This is a genomic window from Hymenobacter agri (assembly GCF_054778495.1).
In genome coordinates this window covers 1-1,112 of record NZ_BAAGZM010000956.1, presented here as the reverse complement: position 1 = coordinate 1,112, position 1,112 = coordinate 1, and the positions used below count along the sequence as shown (strand labels likewise).

General features: G+C 66.2%; 1 pseudogene. It reads left to right on the top strand.

Annotated features, from left to right (window positions below):
• Positions 1–343 precede the first annotated feature (343 nt).
• Positions 344–1,112 (top strand): annotated as a pseudogene (locus tag ACYVDE_RS23675) (hypothetical protein); the annotation flags it as partial.

Sequence of the window (1,112 nt, the reverse complement as noted above, 5' to 3'; positions counted from 1 at the left end):
GGCTTCGGCGGCCAGCGGCAGCGCGCTGGCTACGCCCACCGCGAGCAGCCCCCGCCCGGCGTGGTTGATAAAGTGGCGGCGCGAGGTATCGCAGCCGGTGTCAGCAGTGGCCGCCGGTTCGGCCACTGCGCTAAAGGAGTTGTTTTCCTGAAACATAAAAGGAAGGGAGAATAAACTGAATCGGTGAAGCACTGCCGGTGCTTACGTACCGGAGCCGCCCGCAAGTTGTCCGCCTGCCCCTGTGGTTGAGCTTAGCGGCCGATTTTTCGCCCGGGTGCAGCCCGCCGCCTGGCACCTGTTACATTTACAGCCCCACTTCGGGCCCGCTTTGATTTTCAACTGTATGCCGCAGGTTTTACGCCGCTCTTTTCTTGCTTTTCTTCCCGCGCTGCTGGCCGCTGGCCTCACGGTTGCGCAGGCTCAGACCATCACGCCCATTGGCACTATTCAGGGCACGGGCGCGCTGGCCACGGCTGGCAACTACACCATTGAGGGCGTGGTGACGGGCGTGTACGCGGGCCTGAGCCCAGCCGGCTTCTACGTGCAGAACGACGCGGCCGCGGCCGACGGCGACCCGGCCACTTCCGATGCCCTGTTTGTGGTGCAAACCGCGCCTACCGTGGCCGTGGGCAACCGCGTACGCATCAGCGGTGCGGCGCAGGAAATCGCCAGCACGCCCTCGTTCAACCAGGCCGTGCTCACGTCGCCAGTGATTACGGTGCTGAATGCGAGCAGTCCGCTGCCGGCCTTCAGCACCGTCGACAACGCCACGTTTTCGATGGCCGACGCCGAGCCGCTCGAAGGCATGCTGGTCGAGTTCAACGCGCCCGTGACGGTGGCCGACGTGGCAGCCGTGAAGTCGCGCGGCGAGCTCACGCTGTCGCTGCGCGGCCTGGTGTATCAGCCCACGCAGTTTGTCGACCCCAACGACGACCCCGCCAGCGGCACCAGCAGCACCGGCACCAGCAACGTAGCCGCCGTGAACGCCTACCAGACGGCCAACGTGAACAAGTCGCTGGTGCTCGATGATGGCCGCGCCGCCACCAACCCCACGCCCATCCCCTACCTCGACGCCACCACCGGCACCGTGCGCGTGGGCAGCACCGTGGCCC